The organism is Pseudomonas viridiflava (assembly GCF_001642795.1).
Taxonomy (GTDB): domain Bacteria; phylum Pseudomonadota; class Gammaproteobacteria; order Pseudomonadales; family Pseudomonadaceae; genus Aquipseudomonas; species Aquipseudomonas viridiflava.
In genome coordinates, this window is record NZ_LKEH01000026.1 from 450,342 (window position 1) to 473,676 (window position 23,335).

Sequence of the window (23,335 nt, forward strand, 5' to 3'; positions counted from 1 at the left end):
GCCCGTTTTGCGCGTCTTGCGGACTTGGGTATAACGATGAGCTCGTGGGAACGATCATCACCGGGCACTGAACAGCACGCCGATAAGCCATTTATCGACATCGCCATCTGAGCCGTCCCCCGGACCTGATACACTGCGCGACATTTTTGTTTTGCAGGTCCATCGTCGTGACAAACACCGCTTTCAATACTCTGCCTCTGTCCGCTGCCATGCTGGCTAACCTGGAGTCGCTTGGTTATGCCGAAATGACACCGATTCAGGCGCAGAGCCTGCCGGTGATCCTCAAGGGCATGGACCTGATCGCTCAGGCCAAGACCGGCAGCGGCAAGACCGCCGCCTTCGGCATCGGTCTGCTGAACCCGATCAATCCTCGCTTCTTCGGCTGTCAGGCGCTGGTCATGTGCCCGACCCGTGAGCTGGCCGATCAGGTGGCCAAGGAAATCCGTCGTCTGGCGCGTTCGGAAGACAACATCAAGGTGCTGACCCTGTGTGGCGGCGTGTCGTTCGGCCCGCAGATCGGCTCGCTGGAGCACGGCGCGCACATCATCGTCGGCACGCCGGGCCGTATTCAGCAGCACTTGCGCAAAGGCTCGCTGGTGCTGGACGGCCTGAACACGCTGATCCTCGATGAAGCCGACCGCATGCTGGACATGGGTTTCTACGACGCCATCGCCGACATCATCGAGCAGACCCCGCAGCGTCGCCAGACCCTGCTGTTCTCGGCCACTTACCCGGTCGGCATCAAGCAGCTGTCGTCGAAGTTCATGCGCGATCCGCAGACTGTGAAGGTCGAGGCGCTGCACGCTGACAGCCAGATCGAGCAGATTTTCTACGAAATCTCCCCCGAGCAGCGTCTGGAAGCGGTGGTCAAAGTGCTGGGTCACTTCCGCCCGACCTCCTGCGTCGCGTTCTGCTTCACCAAGCAGCAGGTTCAGGAAGTCGTCGACCATCTGACCGCCAAGGGCATGTCCGCCGTCGGCCTGCACGGCGATCTGGAGCAGCGCGACCGTGATCAGGTGCTGGCAATGTTCGCCAACCGCAGCACCTCGGTGCTGGTCGCGACTGACGTGGCGGCACGCGGTCTGGACATCGATGCACTGGACATGGTGATCAACGTCGAACTGGCACGCGATTCGGAAATCCATATCCACCGCGTCGGCCGGACCGGTCGTGCAGGCGAGAAAGGCATCGCGGTCAGCCTCGTGGCGCCGTCGGAAAGCCAGCGCGCCCGTGCCATCGAAGAGCTGCAGAAAGCGCCGTTGAACTGGCAGCAATACGACCAGTTGAGCATCAAGGAAGGCGGCAAGCTGCTGCCCGCCATGACCACGCTCTGCATCGGCTCGGGTCGCAAGGACAAACTGCGTCCCGGCGACATCCTGGGCGCGCTGACAGGCGAAGCCGGCATTCCGGGCACTCAGGTCGGCAAGATCGCGATCTTCGATTTCCAGGCCTATGTGGCGGTCGAGCGCAGCATGGCCAAACAGGCGCTGGAGCGCTTGAACAACGGCAAGATCAAAGGCAAGTCGCTGCGCGTGCGGATTCTGTAACCTTTACCGACGATGATCGTGCCCACGGCAAGCGTGGGCACGCAGCCCGTGGCGCTCAGCGTCATTTCAAGAAGCGGACGCGCAGCGTCCATGCAGGCGATTCCCGAGGACCATGCTGTGCCCGTTACTGACGTTGTAATCATTGGCGCTGGCGCCGCAGGTTTGATGTGTGCGTTTACCGCTGCCAGTCGCGGGCGCAAGGTGATGCTGATCGATCACGCCAACAAACCCGGCAAGAAGATCCTCATGTCCGGTGGCGGGCGCTGCAACTTCACTAACATGTACACCGAGCCTGCCAACTTCCTCTCGCAGAATGCGCACTTCTGCAAGTCGGCGCTGGCACGCTATACCCAGTGGGATTTCATCGAGATGGTCGCCAGACACGGCGTGCCCTATCACGAGAAAAAGCTCGGCCAGCTGTTCTGCGACAACAAGTCCAGCGACATTCTGGAAATGCTGCTGGAGGAATGCCGACAGGCCGGTGCCAGCCTGCACATGGACACCTCGGTGCAGCAGATCGAAAAGACCGACTCAGGCTACCGCCTGCAAACGACGCTCGGCACGCTGGATTGCCAATCACTGGTGATCGCCACCGGCGGACTGTCGATTCCGACACTGGGTGCGACCGGCTTCGGCTATCAGGTCGGCAAGCAATTCGGCCACACGCTGCTGCCGACGCGCGCAGGCCTCGTGCCGTTCACCATCACCGATCAGCTCAAAACGCTGTGTACCGAGTTGTCGGGCACCTCGGTGGATTGTCTGGTGAGCTGCAACGACACCAGCTTCCGCGAGAACATTCTGTTCACTCACCGTGGCCTCAGCGGCCCGGCGATTTTGCAGATTTCCTCGTTCTGGTTGCCTGGCGACACCGTGGAAATCAACCTGCTGCCCGATCATGACGTGCCAGCCTGGCTGGCGCAGCAACAGGCCGAACGCCCCAACAGTGAGCTGAAGACGCTGCTGGGCGAGATCTTCACCAAGAAGATGGCCAACCTGATCGCCGAGCACTGGTTCGTCTCCAAACCGATGAAGCAGTACACCCACGCCGAGCTTGCCGACATCGCCGAGAAACTGGCGAGCTGGCAGGTCATTCCGGCGGGCACCGAAGGTTACCGCACCGCCGAGGTCACGCTGGGTGGGATCGACACACGTGAAGTGTCTTCCAAGACCATGGAGTCGCTGAAATCGCCCGGTCTGTATTTTGTCGGCGAAGTGCTGGACGTCAGCGGCCACCTGGGCGGCTTCAATTTCCAATGGGCGTGGGCATCGGCCTACGCCGCAGCGCAATACGTGTGACGCAACACTGAATGCCGGTATAAATTTTGCGAGTCGGATGTACAGCCAGCCGTTTGGTCTGTACATATCCTCCTGCAGGATCGATTAATTGAGCACAAGGCCTTCAGCTAATTCATGGCATCGAAATCGCTTCGTCATACGTTCCGCCGTTTGTGGGCGCTGGATAAATTCAGTTATAGCGTTCGAGTCTTCATTGCCCTGACCGGCAGCATGGCGCTGTGCTGGTATCAGAACGAGATGGCGTTGCTGATCCCGCTGTTCCTGGGGATTATCGCCAGCGCCCTGGCCGAGACCGACGACAGCTGGCAAGGCCGCCTCAATGCGTTGGCCGTGACGCTGGTGTGTTTCAGTATTGCCGCCCTCGCCGTCGAATTACTGTTCCCCTACCCCTGGCTGTTCGTCTGCTCGCTGGCGCTGGCCAGCTTCTGCCTGACCATGCTCGGCGCGCTGGGCGAACGCTACGGCGCGATTGCCTACGGCACACTGATTCTGTCGGTCTACACCATGATCGGCGTGGATCAGCGCGGCGGTGAGGTACTGGATTTCTGGCATGAACCGATGCTGCTGGTCGCCGGTGCCGCGTGGTACGGCCTGCTGTCGGTGGTGTGGCAGATGCTGTTTTCCAACCAGCCCGTGCAGCAGGCACTTGCCCGCCTCTTTCGCGAGCTGGGGCAATACCTGAAGCTCAAGTCGACGCTGTTCGAGCCCATCCGCACCCTGAACGTGGAAGCCCGGCGTCTTGAACTGGCTCAGCAGAACGGCAAGGTGGTCGCTGCACTGAACGCGACCAAGGAAATCATTCTGCACCGGGTCGGCAGCGGTCGGCCGGGCTCGAAAGTCAGTCGCTACCTGAAGCTGTATTTCATCGCTCAAGACATCCACGAGCGCGCCAGTTCGTCACACTACCCCTACAACTCGCTGACCGACGCGTTTTTCCACAGCGACGTGCTGTTCCGCTGCCAGCGTCTGCTGCGCCAGCAAGGCAGTGCGTGCCAGGCGTTGTCGGAATCCATCCAGTTGCGTCAGCCATTCGTCTACGACCCCAATTTTGCCGAGGCCATGGAAGACCTGCATGCCTCGCTGGAACACCTGCGCATCCAGAGCAACCCGGCCTGGCGTGGGCTGTTGCGCTCGCTGCGCGCCCTGGCCGCCAACCTCACCACTCTGGACCGGTTGATCAGCGATGCCAGCAACCCGGACGCCTTGGCCGATGCGACTGACAGCAGTCTGCTGGACCGCTCGCCGCGCAACCTCAAGGATGTCTGGACGCGCCTGCGCCTGCAGATGACCCCGACCTCGCTGCTGTTTCGACACGCGCTGCGCCTGCCGCTGGCCCTGACGATCGGCTACGCGATGGTGCATCTGATTCACCCTTCGCAGGGCTACTGGATCATTCTGACCACGGTCTTCGTCTGCCAGCCGAGCTACGGCGCGACCCGGCGCAAGCTCGGGCAGCGGATCATCGGCACGGCCATCGGCCTGACCGTCGGCTGGGTGTTGTTCGATCTGGTCACCAGCCCGATTCTGCAATCGATGTGCGCAGTGCTGGCCGGTGTGGTGTTCTTCGTCAACCGGACCACGCGCTACACGCTGTCGACGGCCGCGATCACGGTCATGGTGCTGTTCTGTTTCAACCAGGTGGGCGACGGCTACGGGCTGTTCCTGCCACGGTTGTTCGATACGCTGCTGGGCAGCCTGATCGCGGGTCTTGCCGTGTTCCTGTTCCTGCCGGACTGGCAGGGACGGCGCCTGAATAAGGTGCTGGCCAATACCCTGACCTGCAACAGCACCTACCTGCGTCAGATCATGCAACAGTACGCCAAGGGCAAGAGCGACGATCTGGCGTATCGACTGGCGCGACGCAACGCCCACAACGCCGATGCAGCGCTGTCGACGACGCTGGCCAACATGCTCATGGAGCCCGGACACTTCCGCAAGGAAGCCGACGTCGGTTTCCGTTTTCTGGTGCTGTCGCACACTTTGCTGAGCTATTTGTCGGGTCTGGGTGCACACCGGGATACACAGCTGCCCAGCGATGTTCACGAGCACTTGATCGACGGCGCAGGCGCCAGACTCGCCGCCAGCATCGACGAAATTGCCCGTGGTCTGGCCGAGAAACAAAGCGTCGCCGTGCAGAGCGATGAAGAAGAGGCACTGGCCGCGCAGCTTGAGCAAATCCCGGAAGAGATGGATGAAAGCCAGCGACTGGTGCAGACCCAGCTCGGGTTGATCTGTCGCCAGCTCGCCCCACTACGAACCCTGGCGGCTCATTTGATCAAAGCGCCGCAGGCTGTCCCAGACCATGCCGTCTGAACAGCTCGTCGTAACTGCCGTCAGCTTTCATGGCGGCAATTTCCCGGTCGAAGTCCGCGACGATTTCGGCATGCTTCGGATGCTTCAGGCTGACCAGAATATGCAGGCCGTTCTCGCTCACTGAGCCGGGCAGAAATTCTACCCGTTCACGTACGTCCTCTGCTTCCAGCGACAGGTTGTAGCGGGCCACGTATTCGTCCTCGATCGCAAGGTCCACGCGCTCGGCCGCCAGCATGCGAATCGCCATGGAGAAACTCTGCACCGGTATCTTTTGCAGAAGCGAGTCGTTGTCGAATTCAGGCGAGTAGGCATAGCCGCGCACGATGGCGATCAGGTAGGCATGCAGTTGCTGATGAGTCTGCGGCGCGATGGGCGAGTCCTTGCGCTTGAGCAGGCGTATGCGGTTGACCAGATAAGGCTGGGAAAACTGCCCGATCAGATTCCTGTCCTCGCTGAACCAGGCATTCACCAGCACATCCTGACGCCCCTCGCTCAGCCCCAGCAGGGCTCTTGCCCAAGGCACCTGCTGATACTCTACCGTGTAACCGGCACGCTTGAGTGCGGTGCTGACAATGTCGGTCGCAAGCCCGCCATTTTGCAGCAGGGCGTCGGTGAAAGGTGGCCACGGGTCGGCAACAAGACGCAGCCTTTCAGCGGCATTGGCAGATACCATCGCCAACACCACCAGCAACCCCAACGCTCGAAGCAGATACGGCATGCCTGGATTCCTGAAAGGACGCTTGCCGGGTCAACACCTGACAACGGCGAGGCCACCCTCCATAAGGATGACGCTGAGCCTGAGTGAAGACCCAAAACAGCCAATAAACAAGTCAAAAGCGTGCAGCAGAGCCTACTTCGTCGCGGCGCCTCACAGGCCTGATTGCAGGCGATGAGGCTGGTCGCTGTTGCGATGCTTCCCGGGACGATATTCATCCCAGTGTCAGCGTTTATTGGGAATGACGCCAGATGCGTTTAGACTTCGCTTCTGGTTTCTCTGCGAGTCGGCAACATGTCTATCAAATGGATCTGCAAACACCACACCGAGCTGAACGTCCAACAGCTTTACGCCGTGCTGAAACTGCGCGCCGAGGTGTTCGTGGTGGAACAGCAATGTGTGTACCTGGACGTCGACGGACAGGACCTGACAGGTGACACCTGCCACCTGATGGCATGGCAGGAAGACCAACTGGTCGCGTACCTGCGCTTGCTCGACCCTATCCAGCAGGGCGGCGACGTGACCATCGGCCGCGTGGTCACGGCACCCTCGATTCGCAGCAAAGGCATCGGCCACGAACTGATGGTCCAGGCACTGGAACACGCCGAGCGCAAATGGCCCGACCAGCCCATCTACCTGTCGGCGCAGGCGCACCTGCAGGGCTACTACAGCCGTTATGGCTTCAACCCGGTGGGCGAGGTCTATCTGGAAGACGACATCCCGCACATCGGCATGCGTCGGGATCTGGAGTGAGGGCAGCTGGTCTGTGTCATTTCAGAATTGGACGCGGAGCCCATCGTTACACCGAACACTGATCGTGCCCATCGCTCCGCGTGGGCATGCATCCCGTGACGCTCCGCGTCGCATCGAGAGCGGACGCGGAGCGTCCTGGGCGGCGTTACTACGCTGGAGCGTGGGAACGATCATCAGATCAAGCCAACCGGAGCGCAAACGCACGCCTCTTTACGGATACCCCAACACCGCCTTGATCGTGGTCAGGTGATGGGTGATCCAGTCGCGGTCGATGGCGCCCCAGTCGATGATGCGGTATCGCCCGGTAAGGTTGCGGGCACCGTCCTGTTGTTCGAACGCGCACTGAATGTCCAGATCGGCCAAAGCGGCGATGGTGTCCTGGGCGGTGCGGCGCGGCATGCCGGTGACTTTCTCCAGTTCCGGGACGCTGCTGGCGAGCTGGCAATCGATCAGGTACGCCACGTACAGGCGGCGGTAGAAACTGCTTTTGGTCTTGCTGACCTCCATCGTCGTATCCTTCAATGCGTTGTTCAGGTGATCGATCCAGAGGCGGATTGCAGGTCGCGGTACGTCAGGTAGACGCGCAAATCGAATTCCAGTTGGTGGTAACCGGGCAGCATGTGTTCACACAACTTGTAGAACGCCTTGTTGTGATCCGACTCACGAAAGTGCGCCAGCTCATGCACCACGATCATTTGCAGAAATTCAGGTGGCGCTTCCTTGAACAGCGACGCCACGCGAATCTCGTTCTTGGCCTTGAGCTTGCCGCCCTGCACTCTTGAAATTTTAGTATGCAAGCCAAGCGCTCGGTGGGTCAGGTCAAGACGATTATCGAATAGCACCTTGTCGATACTGGGCGCATTGCGTAGATGATCCTGCTTCAACGCCAGCGCGTAGGCGTACAGGGCCTTGTCGCTCTGCACCTGATGACGCGCCGGGTAACGTTGCTGCAGGTAGTCGGCAAGCCGACCCTGCGCAATCAGTTGATGCACCTGATCCTGCAGCGCCTGAGGGTAGGCCTGCAGGTATTTGAGTGGAGCGTGGCTGGTCATGACGTCGGGGCACAGGCTTGAAAGCCGCCAGTCTACCGCACTCAGCCGCGTTTCAAGCCTGGCACTTCAAACTGTGCCGGGAAGTGCAGTGCTTCGTCCGCCAGCATCGGATGGGCGATGAAAAACCCTTGTACGACCTGACAGCCGCTGTCGGCCAGCCACTGATACTGCTCCTGTGTCTCGACGCCCTCTGCGATGATCAGCATGTCGAGGTTGCGGGACAGGTCAATGATGCTGCGCGCCATCGCAGCCTCTCGCGGCGAGCCCAGAATGTTGGCCACGAAATGCCGGTCGAGCTTCAGGGTGTCCAGTTGCAGGTTGCGCAAATGCGACAGCGAGCACTCGCCGACGCCGAAATCGTCGAGCGCGATGCGTACTCCGATGTCATGCAACTCCGCCAATTGTTTGTGGCTGTGAGAGAGGTTGTGCACCAGCGAGCTTTCGGTGATTTCCACCTCCAGCTGTCCCGGCTTGAGGCCGAAGCGGTCCATGGCACGCTTGAGCTCCGACACCAGATTGGGCATGCAGAACTGCGTGGGGCTGACACAGACGCTCAGCACCACATCGGAAGCAAATACGCCAGCCCAGGCCTGCCGCTGCTCGGCCCCCTGATCGAAGATCCAGCTGCCCAGCTTGTTGATCAGCCGGGTTTCTTCCAGCAACGGGATGAACAAAGCTGGCGGTACGTCCCCCACCGCAGGGTGCTGCCAGCGCAACAGCGCCTCGAAGCCACGCAATCTGCCGTCCGCCACATGAATCTGAGGCTGGTAAACGACCGAGAAATCCTTGCCGTCGATGGCCGTGCGCACGCTTTCTTCCAGCATCAATCGCGAACGGGCACGGCCGTTCATGTTGTGGTCATAGAATCGGTACTGCTGACGCCCTGCCCGCTTGGCCTCGTACATGGCGATATCCGCAGCGCGCAGCAATCCGTCGAGGTTGGCGCCGCAGTCGGGATACGTGGCGATACCCACGCTGGCACCCATGCTGATCTCCACGCCGTCGATGTGCCGACGACCCGAGACGCGCTCGATCAGTTTTTCCGCAATCTTTGCTGCCTGCTCGGGGTAGTCGAGCCCGTCGATCACCACCGTGAACTCGTCACCACCGATACGCGCCAGAACATCGTAGGGGCGCATGCTTTCTTTCAGTTGCTCGGCCACCCAGAGCAGAATCTCGTCGCCCGCATCGTGGCCCAGCGCGTCATTGATCTGCTTGAAGCCATCGAGGTCCATGTACAGGACCACGAGGCATTTGCCGACCTGATCGTTGCGCCCGAGCATGCCTTCGACAGCCTGATAGAAACCGCGCCGATTGAGCAGCCCGGTCAGGGCATCGGTGACCGCCTGCTTTTCCAGCTGCTGATACAGATCACGCACCACCGACATGTCGAGAACGGTCAGGACCATGGCTTTCTGCTCGGCAGGCAACGCCGCACAGGACAACGCGACCGGCAACTGGCGCCCCTCGGTCGTTCTCAAAACGGCATCGTGCACGCGATAGGTGTCGGCCCTTCGATAGTGCTTGTAGAAACCCGAGTCCAGCCAGCCTGCAACCTGCGGCTCCTGGATGTAATCCAGCACTCGCGTGCCACACAGTTGCTCGACGGTGGCGTTGAGCAGCGAACAGATGGCCGGATTGGCGAAGCTGATCACGCCCTGTTCATCCACGACCAGAATGCCTTCGGCCACATTGGCCAGCACCGAGGCATTGAATGCTCGCGCCGATTCCAGCTCCTGCGACAACGCCTGCAATGCACGACGATTGCGCTGCTGTTCCAGCAGGGTCTGAACCTTGGGCTTGAGGATGTTCGGATCGAAGGGTTTGAACAGATAGTCCGTCGCGCCGCTGGCGTAACCCTTCTGTACCGCGTCCTTGCTCTGCTCGTTGGCGGTGAGAAAGATGATGGGCGTAAGACGGGTACGCTGACTGCCACGCATGAGACGGGCCACTTCAAAGCCGTCCATGTCTGGCATCTGCACATCCAGTAACACCAGATCCACCTCCTGCTCCAGCAGAATGGTGAGGGCCTCGATACCCGAGCTGGCCGTGACGATATGCCAGTCTGTCCTTTGCAGGACAGCGCACATCGTTACCAGATTTTCCGGATAGTCATCTACAACCAGTAACACTGAGGAGCCATCGGCTGGCCCGAATTGCGCGCGATCCATGCTGCTTCTCTATCTGTGGTACGACGCCTGAAGCTCAGGAAGACCGTCATACATATGAAATCAACTCTAGCCGCGTCTTGGAAAAAGCAGAAGCTAGCCAGCTGTTTGCCATCATCAAACATACAATTACCCGACTAACGGTCATTTCCTGTAGGCCTTACCCACACTGCCCTGCAGGAAAAGTGACAGCACTTTGACGTCATTCGACCGGCAATTTTGCGTTAACAAATTGTCCTACAAGCCGTATAAAGCCACGCTGCAACCCTCTGGCCAGAGGCCTCCCTTGCTGGCAAACAGATAAATTCGGATGGACCAAAATGATAGATCTTGCGACGTGGCAACTCAGTATTCCGATAGGCTCTCCACCCAAGACCATTGAGACCTCACAATTGGTAAAGGGTTACGACGGCAAGTACTTCGAATCCACTTCCAAGTCGATTTTCTTCTGGGCGCCTGTTACGGGTGCCAAAACCGAAAACGCCAAATACGCACGCAGCGAACTTCGTGAAACCTGGCCTGACGGCACCTTGCGTAACTGGATGTATGGAGACGCGGATAATTTTCTGAATGCCACGCTGGAAGTGGATCAGGTGCCCTCTTCCGGCAAGATCGTCATCGGCCAGATACACGCCTACGAAAGTACCGAACCGATGCTCAAGGTCGAGTACCAATATAAGGAGCAGGACAAGGCGGGAGATATCGTGGTCAAGGTGCGCAAACGCTTCGACGACGACAAGAGCAAGGTCTACAAGATTGCCGAAGGTGTGCCGCTCAACGAGAAATTCAAATACATCATTCACCTGAGCCCCGGCGGCCAGCTGAGCGTCAGCGCTCGGGACGTGAACTGGGACACGCAAATCAGCTCAAGCTGGCGAGACAAGCCTCTTTATTTCAAGGCGGGCGTCTACACCCAGGACCACACCGGTTACAGCAGCGAAGGCGGCAAGGCCACGTTCTATAACCTGGATATCGACCACAACAAGACCTGAGCGACACGCGACTCTCTAAACGAAAACGGCCCGCACTCACCAGAGCACGGGCCGTTTTTTTATGAACGCTGAAACGTTGCGGATCAGCGGTTAGCCTGGAAGTCCTTCTCGGCTGCCAGGAAACGCGCCTGCATCGACTCCGAAGCACCTTTGCCGATCAGGCTGAACAACACGATGGCGATACTGGCGAAGATGAAGCCAGGAACGATTTCGTAAAGACCCATGGTGCTGAACTGCTTCCAGAGCACCACGGTGGCGGCACCGACGATCACACCGGCCAGCGCGCCGTTGCGGGTCATGCCTTTCCACAGAACCGAAATCAGCACCACCGGACCGAACGCTGCACCAAAGCCCGCCCACGCATAGCTCACCAGACCCAGCACACGGTTTTCCGGGTTGGCGGCCAGCAGAATGGCGATGATCGCAATCAACAGCACCATGCCACGGCCGACCCAGACCAGTTCCAGCTGCGAAGCGCCTTTGCGCAGATACGCTTTATAGAAGTCTTCGGTCAACGCACTGGAGCACACCAGCAACTGGCAGCTCAGCGTGCTCATGACCGCCGCAAGAATTGCCGACAGCAACACGCCTGCAACCCACGGATTGAACAGCAGTTTGGCCAGCTCAATGAACACCCGCTCAGGGTTTTCAGTGACAGGACCTGCAACATCCGGGTTCGCGGAGAAGTACGCGATGCCGAAGAAACCGACCGCCACGGTACCGCCCAGGCAGAGGATCATCCACGCCATCGAGATACGGCGAGCCTTGGCAATCGACTTGACCGAGTCTGCCGCCATGAAGCGCGCCAGGATGTGCGGCTGGCCGAAGTAACCCAGGCCCCAGGCCAGCAACGAGATGATGCCGATAAAGGTGGTGTTCTTGAACATGTCGAAGCTGCTCGGATCCTTCGCTTCGATGGCCAGGAAAGTGGTATCCACGCCGCCAGTCGCCAACAGCACAATGATCGGCGTCAGGATCAGCGCGAAGATCATCAGCGTAGCCTGCACGGTATCGGTCCAGCTCACGGCCAGGAAACCGCCGACGAAGGTGTAGGCGATGGTCGCGGCCGCACCGGCCCACAGGGCGGTTTCGTAGGACATGCCAAAGGTGCTTTCGAACAGTCGTGCGCCAGCGACGATGCCAGAGGCGCAGTAGATGGTGAAGAACACCAGAATCACGACAGCCGAGATGATGCGCAGCACGCCGCTGTTGTCTTCGAAACGGCTGCTGAAATAGTCCGGCAGGGTCAGGGCATCACCGTTGTGCTCGGTCTGCACACGCAGACGACCGGCCACGAACAGCCAGTTCAGGTAGGCACCGACGATCAGGCCAATGGCGATCCAGCTTTCCGACAGGCCCGACATGTAGATGGCGCCCGGCAGGCCCATCAGCAGCCAGCCGCTCATGTCCGAAGCACCGGCCGACAAGGCGGTGACCACACTGCCCAGGCTACGTCCGCCAAGGATGTAATCGGAGAGGTTGTTGGTGGAGCGATAGGCCATGAGGCCGATCAGGACCATTGCCGCGATGTAGATCACAAACGTGATCAAGGTAGGGTTGCTGACACTCATGAGTTCTGCCTTGGCATTGTTTTTATGTTGGCACCTGATGACCAAGGGGATGACAACTGAAACTCAGCCCACCCATGCCCTTGCACCCGACACCGCGCTGACTGTCCATTTCATGGAAATGAACACTCAATGACTACGGTTGCACCGTGGGAACGAATCCTATTAAACAACTTGAATAAGGTGCAACCACTTTCAACAGGCAAGTTGCACCTGTTCTCGAAAACCTGTTTTTCAAGCTTCAGCGCCCTATTTTGGGGCGGCAAACCGGCGTTGATCAAATAAATCTGCCCCGCGAAAGAGCAACTCGCTGTTTTTGATCATAAACCTGTAACACCGGCGTGAAATATTCTGAAAAAAAGGTTGCACCCGGTTGCACCTCATACCAGTGCGAGGCTAATCTGCGCCAAAGCCGATGCCACGTTCATAGTGGCTACAATGAGGACAATACATGGCCACCACCACTCTGGGCGTCAAGCTGGACGACCCGACCCGCGAGCGATTGAAAGCAGCCGCCCACTCCATCGACCGGACCCCGCACTGGTTGATCAAGCAGGCGATCTTCAATTACCTGGAAAAGCTGGAGAGTGGTGCAACCCTGCTGGAACTCAATGGTTCGGCGAGCAAGGACAGCGATGACCGTGGCGAGCTGGCCGACGACGCCGGGCTGCAATGCTTCCTGGATTTTGCCGAAAGCATCCAGCCACAGTCCGTTCTGCGCGCCGCCATCACATCCGCTTATCGTCGCCCAGAGCCTGAAGTCGTGCCGATGCTCCTGGAGCAGGCGCGCCTGCCGGTGCCAATGGCCGAAGCCGCCAACAAGCTCGCCGCCTCCATCGCCGAAAAGCTGCGCAACCAGAAGAGCGCTGGCGGCCGTGCCGGTATCGTTCAAGGTCTGCTGCAGGAATTCTCGTTGTCGTCGCAGGAAGGCGTCGCGCTGATGTGCCTGGCCGAAGCGCTGCTGCGCATTCCGGACAAGGGCACCCGCGATGCGCTGATTCGCGACAAGATCAGCAACGGCAACTGGCAGCCACACTTGGGCAACAGCCCGTCGTTGTTCGTCAATGCCGCCACCTGGGGCCTGTTGTTGACCGGCAAGCTGGTCGCCACGCACAACGAGGCAGGCCTGACGTCATCGTTGAGCCGCATCATCGGCAAGAGCGGCGAACCCATGATCCGCAAGGGCGTGGACATGGCGATGCGCCTGATGGGCGAGCAGTTCGTCACCGGCGAAACCATCGGGGAAGCCCTGGCCAACGCCAGCCGCTTCGAAGCCAAGGGCTTCCGCTATTCCTATGACATGCTGGGTGAAGCCGCGCTGACCGAACACGACGCGCAGAAGTATCTGGCGTCCTACGAGCAGGCTATCCACTCCATCGGCAAGGCCTCCCACGGACGCGGCATCTATGAAGGCCCGGGCATCTCCATCAAGCTGTCGGCGCTGCACCCTCGCTACAGCCGCGCCCAATACGAGCGCGTGATGGAAGAGCTGTACCCTCGCCTGCTGTCGCTAACGCTGCTGGCCAAGCAATACGACATCGGCCTGAACATCGACGCTGAAGAAGCCGATCGTCTGGAGCTGTCGCTGGACCTGCTCGAACGCCTGTGCTTCGAGCCGCAGCTGACCGGCTGGAACGGCATCGGTTTCGTGATTCAGGCGTACCAGAAACGCTGCCCGTACGTGATCGACTACGTCATTGATCTGGCCCGACGCAGCCGCCATCGCCTGATGATTCGTCTGGTGAAAGGCGCTTATTGGGACAGCGAGATCAAGCGCGCCCAGGTCGAAGGACTGGAAGGCTATCCGGTCTACACCCGCAAGGTGTACACCGATGTGTCCTACATCGCCTGCGCCCGCAAGCTGTTGGCGGCACCGGAAGTCATCTACCCGCAGTTCGCCACACATAACGCGCACACCCTGGCGGCCATCTACCAGATTGCCGGTCAGAACTACTACCCCGGCCAGTACGAGTTCCAATGCCTGCATGGCATGGGCGAGCCGCTGTACGAGCAGGTTGTAGGCAAGGTCGCCGATGGCAAGCTGAACCGTCCGTGCCGTGTGTACGCACCGGTCGGCACCCATGAAACGCTGCTGGCTTATCTGGTGCGTCGCCTGCTGGAAAACGGCGCCAACACGTCATTCGTCAACCGTATTGCCGACCACACCATTTCCATTCAGGAACTGGTGGCCGATCCGGTCAACCAGATCGAACGCATGGCGACGCAGGAAGGCGGTTTCGGTCTGCCGCACCCGCGCATCCCGTTGCCACGCGACCTGTACGGCAGCGAACGCGCCAACTCCAGCGGCATCGACATGGCCAACGAACACCGTCTGGCGTCACTGTCTTCGGCCTTGCTGGCCACGGCACACAATGACTGGAAAGCCGCGCCGATGCTCGGCTGTCCGGCCAGCGAAGGCGTCGCCAACGCGGCACTGAATCCGTCCGATCTGCGTGACGTGGTGGGCCATGTTCAGGAAGCCACCGTTCAGGATGTCGACAACGCCATCCAGTGCGCCCTGAGCGCCGGTCCGATCTGGCAGGCCACGCCGCCCGCCGAACGCGCCGCCATTCTGGAGCGTGCCGCCGACCTGATGGAAGGCGAGATCCAGCCGCTGATGGGCCTGCTGGTCCGCGAAGCCGGCAAGACCTTCGCCAACGCCATTGCCGAAGTACGCGAAGCCGTGGACTTCCTGCGGTATTACGCCGTGCAGGCACGCAATGATTTCACCAATGACGCCCACCGCCCGCTGGGGCCTGTGGTCTGCATCAGCCCGTGGAACTTCCCGCTGGCGATTTTCAGCGGTCAGGTGGCTGCTGCACTGGCCGCAGGCAACCCTGTACTGGCCAAGCCTGCCGAGCAGACGCCACTGATCGCCGCGCAGGCCGTGCGCCTGCTGCTGGAAGCCGGTATTCCTGAAGGCGTGGTGCAACTGCTGCCGGGTCGCGGCGAAACCGTCGGTGCCGGACTGGTGGGTGACGAGCGCGTCAAAGGCGTGATGTTCACCGGCTCCACCGAAGTCGCCCGTCTGCTGCAACGCAACGTGGCTGGTCGCTTGGACTCGCAGGGCCGTCCGGTTCCGCTGATCGCAGAGACCGGCGGCCAGAACGCGATGATCGTCGACTCTTCGGCGCTGACCGAACAGGTGGTGATCGACGTCGTCTCCTCGGCCTTCGACAGCGCCGGTCAACGCTGCTCGGCATTGCGCGTGCTGTGCCTGCAGGAAGATTCCGCCGACCGCGTCATCGAAATGCTCAAGGGTGCGATGGCCGAAAGCCGTCTGGGCAACCCTGAGCGTCTGTCTGTGGACATCGGTCCGGTGATCGACGCCGAGGCCAAGTCCGGCATCGAGAAACACATCCAGGCCATGCGCGACAAGGGCCGCACCGTGTATCAGGTGGCCATTGCCGACAGCGCCGAACTCAAGCGCGGCACCTATGTGATGCCGACGTTGATCGAGCTGGAAAGCTTCGACGAACTGCAACGCGAAATCTTCGGTCCCGTGCTGCACGTGGTGCGCTACAAGCGCAAGGAACTGGACCAGTTGATCGGCCAGATCAACGCTTCCGGGTATGGCCTGACGCTGGGCGTACACACCCGCATCGACGAGACCATCGCCAAGGTGATCGACAATGTCCATGCCGGTAACGTGTATGTGAACCGCAACATCGTCGGTGCCGTGGTAGGCGTTCAGCCGTTCGGCGGCGAAGGCCTGTCCGGGACCGGTCCGAAAGCCGGTGGTCCGCTGTACCTGTACCGCCTGCTGTCGACCCGTCCTCAGGACGCCATCGAGAAATCGTTCGTGCGCGGCGACGCGCTGTCGGCCCCTGATCTGCGTCTGCGCGAAGCGATGAGCAAGCCGTTGCAGGCACTGAAAAGCTGGGCGACCAGCCATCAGCATGCTGCACTGGATGTGTTGTGCAGCCAGTACGCCGAGCAGTCGCAGAGCGGTATCACGCGTCAACTGGCCGGCCCGACCGGCGAGCGCAACAGCTACGCGATCCTGCCGCGCGAGCACGTGCTGTGCCTGGCGGATGATGAAACCGATCTGTTGACCCAACTGGCCGCAGTGCTGGCGGTGGGCAGCTCGGCCGTCTGGCCGGAAACCGAAGTCAGCAAACCGCTGCGCGCCCGTCTGCCGAAAGAGGTTCAGGCGCGCATCAAGCTGGTGCCTGACTGGACCAAGGACGAAGTGATTATCGACGCGGTCCTGCACCACGGCGACTCGGACCAGTTGCGCGCCATCTGCCAGCAGATCGCCCAACGCAGCGGTGCCATCGTCGGCGTCAACGGCCTGTCCCACGGCGAGACCAACATCCCGCTGGAACGTCTGGTGATCGAACGGGCGTTGAGCGTCAACACCGCAGCGGCGGGGGGTAATGCGAGCTTGATGACGATCGGCTGATCAGACACAGGGGCATGTCTCGGTTTATCGAGCATGCCCCTGTTCCATTCAGTGATCCAGATAAGGCTCCAGCACCTCCTCCAGCCACTCCACAAAGCCTCGCACCCTGCGGGACATATTCTGCCGATGAGCGACCACCACCGAGACCGGCAATGGCTCTGGACGCAGATCAGCAAGCACCTCGATCAACTCACCCTTGGCCAGATGATCGCTGAGGCTGGATAACCCCGCCTGTATAAGCCCGATCCCCGCCAAACCCGCCGCATGATAGGTCTGCACACTGTTGACGCTGAGCGCGCCGGCAAGCTCCATCGTGGCGTAACCATCATCCTTGGGGTATTCCCAGCCGAAAGGCCGACTGCCCAGCGTTGGCGTGTAATGAATCATGCGATGGCCCTGCGTAATCAGGTCGTCCAGCGTGTGAGGCACGCCATGGCGTTGCAGATAGGCAGGGCTTGCCACATTGACCATGCGCAAGACACCCAGCCGCCGAGCAACCAGTGTCTCGTCGACGATGTCCCCCACACGCACCGCACAGTCCATCCCTTCCAGCACCAGATCGATACGCCGGTCGGTGCTCGATATTTCCAGCTGGACTTCAGGATGGCGAGACATGAAAGAAGGCAGCGCCTGCATGAGCGTCGTGCGGGCGAGTTCTGTAGGCAAGTCAACGCGTAAACGGCCACGTAGCGGCGCTTCACTTCCCGCGAACATCGAACCCAACGCTTCGGCATCGGCGAGCAGCGCCTGTGCACGCACGTAAAACGCACGCCCGTCCTCAGTCAACTGCACGGCGCGGGTCGAGCGGTGAAGCAGCCTCGTCCCCATTGATATTTCAAGGCGACGTACCACGTTGGACGCTCGCCCTTTCTGGATACCGAGGCTCTGCGCAGCCTGGGTGAAGCTGGCCATCTCGGCGATACGGACAAAAATTGCCAACGATTCAAGGTCGTGCATTGTTATCCCAAAAGATAACGGTGAGTTCCGATTGGCATACTTTATAGCAAATATGTAACCGCCCATAGTCGCAACCCTGGTGACGGCCTTCAGTCCGAGCCACCCGGCTCTGCGACCCCATCGTGAAGCCCCCCTGTCGCAGCGCAACCAGAACCAGTGAGTCTATCCAGCAATGAGGGTTTTACCATGAGCGTTGTTTCTTCTGGCTTGAAAGGCGTTGTCATCTACCACTCCGGCTACGGCCACACCAAACGTATGGCCGAGGCCGTAGCGCAAGGCGCGAAAGCGAGCCTGCTGCCGATTGACGCCGAAGGTGAATTACCCGAGCAGGCATGGGCGCAGATCAAGGAGGCGCACTGCATCATTCTCGGCTCGCCCACCTACATGGGAGGACCGAGCTGGCAGTTCAAGAAGTTTGCGGATGCTTCATCCAAACCCTGGTTCGAGGACATGTGGAAAGACAAGGTCTTCGGCGGATTCACCAACAGTGCGAGCATCAACGGCGACAAGCTCTCGACGCTGCAGTATTTCACCTTGCTCGCCGCACAGCATCGCGGCATCTGGGTAGGCGTGGGGATGAAGTCGGCCAACACCAAAGCGTCGCAGCGTGATGATCTCAACCGCATGGGCTCGTTCATCGGCCCTATGGCGCAGACGCCCGCCGACGCGACGCCTGAAGAAATGTCTCCGGGCGATCTGGAAACCGCACGCCTCTACGGAGCCCGAGTTGCTGAAATAGCAGGCCGGTTACTCTTCGCTGACGAGCAGGCCGCCTCGTTCAACTTCTGATTGATTGCCAGGGCGTGCGCTATCACGCAGTCAACGACTGACTGTGGGAGGCCCCACCACGTCTTCGACGTAGCGCTGTCGCGCAGCGAACACCGGACCGTGGGAGGCGGCTTGCCGGCGATGGCGTCATGTCAGTCGCCGATGTGACGTCTGAACTGGCGCATCGCGGGCAAGCCCCCTCCCACAGAGCCTGCGCCGAGCCAGCGCCTGCTGCGTAATCCGTACTGTTGATCACGTGGGCATCGCCACGATACCCACTGCTCACTGACCTTCATCACCCGCATCAATCTTGCTACCCCCTCTCCGTTCAGCCGCCTAGACTGGAGCGACATCCAGTCAAGGTGCGTTGCCATGTCCGAGTCGCTGCTCAGTTCCCGTAATCTGGCTTTCGAGTTGTATGAAGTGCTGGATGCCGAAGCCCTGATCCGCCGCGAGCGCTTTGCCGAGCATTCTCGCGAGACGTTTGATGCAGCGATTGGCACGGCGCGGACCATTGCCGAGAAGTTCTTCGCACCGCACAACCGCAAGGCTGACGAAAACGAGCCGCGCTACGAGAATGGTGCCGCGGTGCTGATCCCGGAGGTCAAGCCTGCGGTGGATGCCTTTCTGGAAGCGGGTTTTCTGAATGCTGCACGCGATTTCGAGGCGGGCGGGATGCAGTTGCCGACATTGCTGTCGCAAGCCTGTTTCGCTCACTTCCAGGCCGCCAACGCCGGGACCACGGCCTACCCGTTCCTGACCATGGGCGCGGCTAATCTGATCGAAAGCTTTGGCAGCGACGAGCAGAAGCAGCGTTTCCTGCAACCGATGATCGAGGGCCGTTTCTTCGGCACCATGGCGCTGACCGAGCCTCACGCAGGCTCTTCCCTGTCCGACATCCGCACCCGCGCCGAACCCGCCGCAGACGGTTCCTATCGGCTGCGCGGCAACAAGATTTTCATTTCTGGTGGCGATCACAACCTGTCGGAAAACATCGTGCACATGGTCCTGGCCAAGCTGCCGGATGCCCCGGGCGGGGTCAAAGGCATCTCGCTGTTCATCGTGCCCAAGTTTCTGGTCAACGACGACGGCAGCCTCGGCAAGCGCAACGATGTGCTGCTGGCCGGGCTGTTTCACAAGATGGGCTGGAAAGGCACGACCTCCACTGCGCTCAACTTCGGCGATAACAATGAGTGCGTCGGCTATCTGGTCGGCAAGCCGCATCACGGCCTGAGCTACATGTTCCAGATGATGAACGAAGCGCGCATCGGCGTCGGCATGGGCGCGGTCATGCTCGGTTACGCAGGCTATCTGTACTCGCTAGATTACGCCCGCGAACGGCCGCAAGGTCGTCTGCCGGATAACAAAAGCCCGGACAGCGCACCCGTGTCGATCATCCAGCACACCGATGTACGTCGCATGTTGCTGACCCAGAAAGCCTACGTGGAAGGCGCGTTCGACCTGGGCCTGTACGCCGCCCGCCTGTTCGACGACGCACAGACCGGCGAGACCGAGCAGATCCGCCAGCAAGCCCACGAGCTGCTTGATCTGCTGACACCCATCGTCAAATCCTGGCCGTCGGAGTTCTGCCTCAAGGCCAACGAGCTGGCAATCCAGATTCTCGGCGGCCACGGTTATACCCGCGAATACCCGGTCGAGCAGCATTACCGGGACAACCGCCTGAACCCGATCCATGAAGGCACCCACGGCATTCAGTCGCTGGACCTGCTGGGCCGCAAGCTGGCGCAGAACGGCGGTGCCGGTCTGAAGCAACTGGTCAGGCTGATTGCCGATACGGCACAACGCGCCAGCACCCACAGTCAGCTCGATCATCTGCGCCAGCCGCTGGAGCAACTGGTAACTGCACTGCAAAGCGTCACCGTCGGCCTGCTGACCGATCTGGCACAAGGCAAGGTCAACGTCGCGCTGGCCAACTCGGCGCTGTACCTCAAGGCGTTCGGGCACACCGTGATTGGCTGGCGCTGGCTGGAACAGGCCATTCGTGCCGAAGAAGGACTGAGCAGAGGCAACGCAGCCGACGTTGATTTCTACAAAGGTAAGTTACAGGCGGCACGGTACTTTCTGACCTGGGAAGTACCGGCCTGTCATCACGAACTGGCGATCCTGCAAGCCCGCGATGACGTGTGCCTGTCGATGCAGAACGAGTGGTTCTGATTCGGCGTCACACGGATGCGCATCACGACGAACCTTATCCCTGTGGCGGAAAGAAGGTGTCCACCAGTACTTTCGCATCCTCACCCAGCTTCGCGGCGTAGGCTTCGCGACTGAAAAGCTCTCCGGTGCGCAGGTCGTAGGCAGGGCCTGTGACCTGTTCCACCGGCACCTGCCTGAGTTGCACGTTCATGAAACGGTAGTTGGCGCCTGCGACTTCTTCGACGCGGCTTATCTCGAAATAATTGCCCGGCAGGAACAGGGATTCGACTTCGCTGGGGCTATTGGAGAACGGGCTGATCGGTGTTGCGGTCAGGTACTCCTTGGCAGGCAGTTCAAAAACTACAGACGTGTCATCGAAGGTGATTTCGCCCTCGTGCAGCGTGGATACCACGCCGCCTTGGCTGCTGGCGAAGACGCGTGCGATGTAAGGGTTTTCACTGAACGAGGTGAGGTCGGTATTGACCAGCACGTCGCCGACCTTGAGTGTTCCCTTTCGAAAAGCCTCGCCTGACGTGCCGCGTTCGCCACTGCCGCCGCGATACAGCGGCACATCGTTGTTGTGCTCGATCTCGCCAATGTCCTCTACCAGTTTCTCCAGCTCCTCGACCTGACTTGTACCGTCAGGCACGCCGGTGCGCAGGAACTGGTTGTAGGCGTCATCGTCCTCGGTATACCGGGTGATCGCCCCGCCGTAGTAATCGTCGTCCGCCGTCTTGAAGACCCGGTGCTTGTCACGCCATGCGTCGAATACGACGTCCTCGCCCTCGGAGTCGGAAACCACTTCCTCTTCGGAATCCATCTCATAGATGTCCATCAGATCCCTTTGACGCTCATTGCCGATGCGCGAAAGGCGCTGCTCTTCTGCCAGATTGAACTGCATGTGAGCATCCCAGAAGGGTGACGAGGCCGTGGTGTAGGGCTTGGAACCTTCCACGGGTGGATTGCCGCCCCGCAGCACAGGTTTACGGATCAACTCCCATTCGCCCAGCTCATTGCGCCGCACCGGACGAGCGCCATTGAAGGCGTAGGGATTTTCCGGATCGACGATGGCCCAGGTCTTGAAGTCGTCCAGATACCGCACCCGATAAGGAAACCCTTCCAGAGTGATCCAGGTCTGGCCATTTCCCAGAACATGAACACCCTGGGCATGCCCCTCCATTGCCACCGGCACGTCTTCCAGCACTTCATTGCCTTCAAGACCGGCCAGCGCAGCCGCTGGATCCTGCGGTACTGGCGCAAGCTCGGCGGTACGGCCGATGCTCGCCAACAGTGGCAGATTGAACAGCAGGTACACCGAGTTGATGATCGCGCCATGCACGCCGGATTTGCGCAACTGCGCGGTGCGCCCGTTGACGGCCTGATCGATATTCAGACCGACGCTCGCGATACCGGCGCCCACCAGACTCAACGCGATCGGCCACGCCAGCGACGACACACCGCCCGCAAGCCGAATGAATGCACTCAGGTAGCCGATCCACATCTGCTTGCGCAAGCTGGCGCTGCTGGTCAATTGATGGTGAATATCCTCGTTCATCTCCTTGCGCGCCACGTCACGCAGATGCTCGAACACAGGCCCGGAGCTCGCCGGGACGTGGCGTCCGATCACTTTTTGATCAACTGACCACGGTTTCACGACAAGCTTGGCAAGCCTTGCACCCAGCGCGGTCTGCTGCTGTTCTTCACGAACGAAGTGCGACACCAGAGCTGCCCTGTCGGCAGGTTGGGCGATCTGCGTTTGCAGCCACTGATAAAGCGCCTGTTCAGTGGCAAACCGCTGGAACGCCGGTTCAGCGCCAGCCGTGTAGAGAATCTGCCGTCCATCGGCGTTGCTGATCAGCAGCATGTCCCTCGATGCATGACCGGCAAGCTCGAACACCCGCAGGGATACGCCTGGAGTGAATGGCTTGTCCTGCTGGACCGTCGCCCATGCATCAACGGTGTCGCGACTGCCGTTGACAGCCATGAGCACGGTTTCGAACTCATCGGTCTGCAACTGCTTCCTGCTGACCGCAAGACCTGCCGAAGACAACAGGCTTATCCTGGCGAAGGTACAGAAATCCTGACCATGATCACGCCAGAACGTATCGGCCTTGCGCTTGCAGTCGGCGGCGAAATCCTGCGCCCAGAAGTCTTTCAAGACCTCGCTGGGCAGCAAGGGGACTTCGTTTCGCTCACTGTAAAAGCGCTCACCGGCACCCGCCTGATAGAAGCCGCTGTAGGTATTCAACTGATCGGCTGAAACGTTATCGGCGGCATCGAAGCGATGCATCACCAGGTCAATCAGGGTCATCGATTCGGATGGCGGCCCGACATGTTCCCACCCCGTGAACGTCAGGCCGCTGTTGTCGGCATTCGTGAATCGGTGCCAATACACCTTGTCGGGGTCGAGTGATTTGCCGGCGTGCTTGAGGAGAATCCTGCGTGCGGCCTGATACGCCAGGGTAGAGATATCCGGGTAAGCGCTCATCAGTGTTGCGGCGCGATCCCGAAACTGCTTGTCCGTCCACGCGGAGGCGGCAGGCGACAGCGCCTGAGGGGATGTTTCGTGCATGACTTCCTGTCCTTGCTCTGGATGAAAGCCATGCACGTTAAGCAATCGGCAGGCGCGACCTGCGGTAACTATTTC

15 protein-coding genes are annotated in these 23,335 nt (G+C 60.2%); 8 read left to right on the forward strand and 7 right to left on the reverse strand.

Annotated elements, in window-relative coordinates:
* Nucleotides 1-209: 209 nt before the first annotated feature.
* The 3 genes from dbpA (at nt 210) to yccS (ending at nt 5,156) form a co-directional block, all read left to right on the forward strand.
* Nucleotides 210-1,547, forward strand: coding sequence for an ATP-dependent RNA helicase DbpA (dbpA, locus tag AO065_RS14845; protein WP_232915170.1), 1,338 nt, complete (start codon nt 210-212; stop codon nt 1,545-1,547).
* Nucleotides 1,548-1,664: 117 nt separating this feature from the next.
* Nucleotides 1,665-2,843 (forward strand): BaiN/RdsA family NAD(P)/FAD-dependent oxidoreductase, encoded by a 1,179-nt coding sequence (locus AO065_RS14850; RefSeq protein ID WP_029244254.1) that lies wholly within the window; start codon nt 1,665-1,667, stop codon nt 2,841-2,843.
* A 114-nt stretch (nt 2,844-2,957) separates the two neighbouring features.
* Entirely contained in the window at nt 2,958-5,156 is a 2,199-nt protein-coding gene (yccS, locus tag AO065_RS14855; RefSeq protein ID WP_004884348.1) for a YccS family putative transporter, read from the forward strand.
* On the opposite strand, the gene AO065_RS14860 is transcribed toward yccS, so the two are convergent.
* Nucleotides 5,119-5,874, reverse strand: a complete 756-nt coding sequence (locus tag AO065_RS14860; RefSeq protein ID WP_004884349.1) for a substrate-binding periplasmic protein — start codon at nt 5,872-5,874, stop codon at nt 5,119-5,121. The two genes, yccS and AO065_RS14860, sit on opposite strands and share 38 nt — an antisense overlap.
* Nucleotides 5,875-6,165: 291 nt before the next feature.
* Here AO065_RS14860 and AO065_RS14865 point away from each other — a divergent pair, with 291 nt between their 5' ends.
* Nucleotides 6,166-6,624, forward strand: a complete 459-nt coding sequence (locus AO065_RS14865) for a GNAT family N-acetyltransferase (protein WP_004884350.1) — start codon at nt 6,166-6,168, stop codon at nt 6,622-6,624.
* Between the two features lie 210 nt (nt 6,625-6,834).
* On the opposite strand, the gene AO065_RS14870 is transcribed toward AO065_RS14865, so the two are convergent.
* From AO065_RS14870 to AO065_RS14880, 3 genes are read right to left on the reverse strand one after another with little or no spacing between them, the layout of a single operon-like run.
* A complete protein-coding gene (locus tag AO065_RS14870) occupies nt 6,835-7,131 on the reverse strand; it encodes a winged helix-turn-helix domain-containing protein (protein ID WP_004884351.1) in 297 nt (98 codons plus the stop codon).
* Between the two features lie 23 nt (nt 7,132-7,154).
* The gene (locus tag AO065_RS14875; protein ID WP_004884352.1) at nt 7,155-7,676 is read right to left on the reverse strand and encodes a YgjP-like metallopeptidase domain-containing protein; all 522 of its coding nucleotides are present in this window, start codon (nt 7,674-7,676) and stop codon (nt 7,155-7,157) included.
* Between the two features lie 41 nt (nt 7,677-7,717).
* Nucleotides 7,718-9,847: a two-component system response regulator gene (locus AO065_RS14880; protein WP_004884353.1), complete on the reverse strand. Its 2,130-nt coding sequence runs from the start codon at nt 9,845-9,847 to the stop codon at nt 7,718-7,720.
* Nucleotides 9,848-10,164: 317 nt separating this feature from the next.
* Here AO065_RS14880 and AO065_RS14885 point away from each other — a divergent pair, with 317 nt between their 5' ends.
* On the forward strand, nt 10,165-10,836 hold the full coding sequence (locus AO065_RS14885) for a polysaccharide lyase family 7 protein (protein WP_004884354.1): 672 nt from the start codon (nt 10,165-10,167) through the stop codon (nt 10,834-10,836).
* Between the two features lie 83 nt (nt 10,837-10,919).
* Here the strand turns inward: AO065_RS14885 and putP are convergent, their stop codons facing one another.
* Nucleotides 10,920-12,407 carry a sodium/proline symporter PutP gene (gene putP / locus AO065_RS14890; RefSeq protein ID WP_004884355.1) on the reverse strand — a complete coding sequence of 496 codons (1,488 nt, stop codon included), beginning with the start codon at nt 12,405-12,407 and terminating at the stop codon, nt 10,920-10,922.
* A 448-nt stretch (nt 12,408-12,855) separates the two neighbouring features.
* Between putP and putA the strand changes: the two genes are divergently transcribed.
* Complete coding sequence (gene putA / locus AO065_RS14895; protein WP_004884356.1) at nt 12,856-16,809, forward strand: trifunctional transcriptional regulator/proline dehydrogenase/L-glutamate gamma-semialdehyde dehydrogenase; 3,954 nt, start codon at nt 12,856-12,858, stop codon at nt 16,807-16,809.
* A gap of 48 nt (nt 16,810-16,857) precedes the next feature.
* Here the strand turns inward: putA and AO065_RS14900 are convergent, their stop codons facing one another.
* Nucleotides 16,858-17,766, reverse strand: a complete 909-nt coding sequence (locus AO065_RS14900) for a LysR family transcriptional regulator (protein WP_004884357.1) — start codon at nt 17,764-17,766, stop codon at nt 16,858-16,860.
* A gap of 186 nt (nt 17,767-17,952) precedes the next feature.
* Between AO065_RS14900 and AO065_RS14905 the strand changes: the two genes are divergently transcribed.
* Both AO065_RS14905 and AO065_RS14910 read left to right on the forward strand, forming a co-directional pair.
* A complete protein-coding gene (locus AO065_RS14905; protein WP_004884358.1) occupies nt 17,953-18,555 on the forward strand; it encodes a flavodoxin family protein in 603 nt (200 codons plus the stop codon).
* 351 nt (nt 18,556-18,906) lie between these two features.
* Nucleotides 18,907-20,709 (forward strand): acyl-CoA dehydrogenase, encoded by a 1,803-nt coding sequence (locus AO065_RS14910; protein ID WP_004884359.1) that lies wholly within the window; start codon nt 18,907-18,909, stop codon nt 20,707-20,709.
* A 34-nt stretch (nt 20,710-20,743) separates the two neighbouring features.
* Here AO065_RS14910 and AO065_RS14915 read toward each other — a convergent pair whose 3' ends face one another.
* Nucleotides 20,744-23,260 carry a dermonecrotic toxin domain-containing protein gene (locus AO065_RS14915; RefSeq protein WP_004884360.1) on the reverse strand — a complete coding sequence of 839 codons (2,517 nt, stop codon included), beginning with the start codon at nt 23,258-23,260 and terminating at the stop codon, nt 20,744-20,746.
* Between the last annotated feature and the right edge of the window lie 75 nt (nt 23,261-23,335).

What these genes read in the sequence shown, in the direction of transcription:
- putP (WP_004884355.1), bottom strand. Translation starts at nt 12,407, where the DNA reads ATGAGTGTCAGCAACCCTACCTTGATCACGTTTGTGATCTACATCGCG.
- AO065_RS14865 (WP_004884350.1), top strand. Translation starts at nt 6,166, where the DNA reads ATGTCTATCAAATGGATCTGCAAACACCACACCGAGCTGAACGTCCAA.
- AO065_RS14860 (WP_004884349.1), bottom strand. Translation starts at nt 5,874, where the DNA reads ATGCCGTATCTGCTTCGAGCGTTGGGGTTGCTGGTGGTGTTGGCGATG.
- AO065_RS14910 (WP_004884359.1), top strand. Translation starts at nt 18,907, where the DNA reads ATGTCCGAGTCGCTGCTCAGTTCCCGTAATCTGGCTTTCGAGTTGTAT.
- AO065_RS14915 (WP_004884360.1), bottom strand. Translation starts at nt 23,260, where the DNA reads ATGCACGAAACATCCCCTCAGGCGCTGTCGCCTGCCGCCTCCGCGTGG.
- AO065_RS14880 (WP_004884353.1), bottom strand. Translation starts at nt 9,847, where the DNA reads ATGGATCGCGCGCAATTCGGGCCAGCCGATGGCTCCTCAGTGTTACTG.
- dbpA (WP_232915170.1), top strand. Translation starts at nt 210, where the DNA reads ATGCTGGCTAACCTGGAGTCGCTTGGTTATGCCGAAATGACACCGATT.
- AO065_RS14875 (WP_004884352.1), bottom strand. Translation starts at nt 7,676, where the DNA reads ATGACCAGCCACGCTCCACTCAAATACCTGCAGGCCTACCCTCAGGCG.
- yccS (WP_004884348.1), top strand. Translation starts at nt 2,958, where the DNA reads ATGGCATCGAAATCGCTTCGTCATACGTTCCGCCGTTTGTGGGCGCTG.
- AO065_RS14870 (WP_004884351.1), bottom strand. Translation starts at nt 7,131, where the DNA reads ATGGAGGTCAGCAAGACCAAAAGCAGTTTCTACCGCCGCCTGTACGTG.
- putA (WP_004884356.1), top strand. Translation starts at nt 12,856, where the DNA reads ATGGCCACCACCACTCTGGGCGTCAAGCTGGACGACCCGACCCGCGAG.
- AO065_RS14905 (WP_004884358.1), top strand. Translation starts at nt 17,953, where the DNA reads ATGAGCGTTGTTTCTTCTGGCTTGAAAGGCGTTGTCATCTACCACTCC.
- AO065_RS14885 (WP_004884354.1), top strand. Translation starts at nt 10,165, where the DNA reads ATGATAGATCTTGCGACGTGGCAACTCAGTATTCCGATAGGCTCTCCA.
- AO065_RS14900 (WP_004884357.1), bottom strand. Translation starts at nt 17,766, where the DNA reads ATGCACGACCTTGAATCGTTGGCAATTTTTGTCCGTATCGCCGAGATG.